Annotated in this window: 1 protein-coding gene; it reads right to left on the reverse strand. The window is 47.1% G+C overall.

The window, feature by feature from the left end; genetic code table 11:
• Positions 1–10 precede the first annotated feature (10 nt).
• The coding region (locus E0702_RS17860) for an AMP-binding enzyme (RefSeq protein ID WP_439952344.1) at positions 11–259 on the reverse strand (249 nt) is incomplete at its 5' end.

Genomic DNA, 259 nt, shown 5'->3' on the forward strand with positions numbered 1-259 from the left:
TGAACGGAAGTTAAGCCAGTTCTGCTTTCTCAGCAATCAGCTTATCAACGACGCTTGGATCCGCCAGCGTTGACGTATCACCAAGGTTGCTGGTATCTCCTGTAGCAATTTTACGTAGGATACGGCGCATGATTTTACCTGAACGAGTCTTCGGCAGAGAGTCGGTCCAATGTAGGATATCTGGTGTTGCAATTGGTCCAATTTCTTTGCGAACCCAATCTTTCACTTCTTTGTGTAGCTCTGCTGATGGGAACTCACC

Origin of the sequence: Halomonas marinisediminis (assembly GCF_004347715.1) — a bacterium.
GTDB classification, from domain to species: domain Bacteria; phylum Pseudomonadota; class Gammaproteobacteria; order Pseudomonadales; family Halomonadaceae; genus Halomonas; species Halomonas icarae.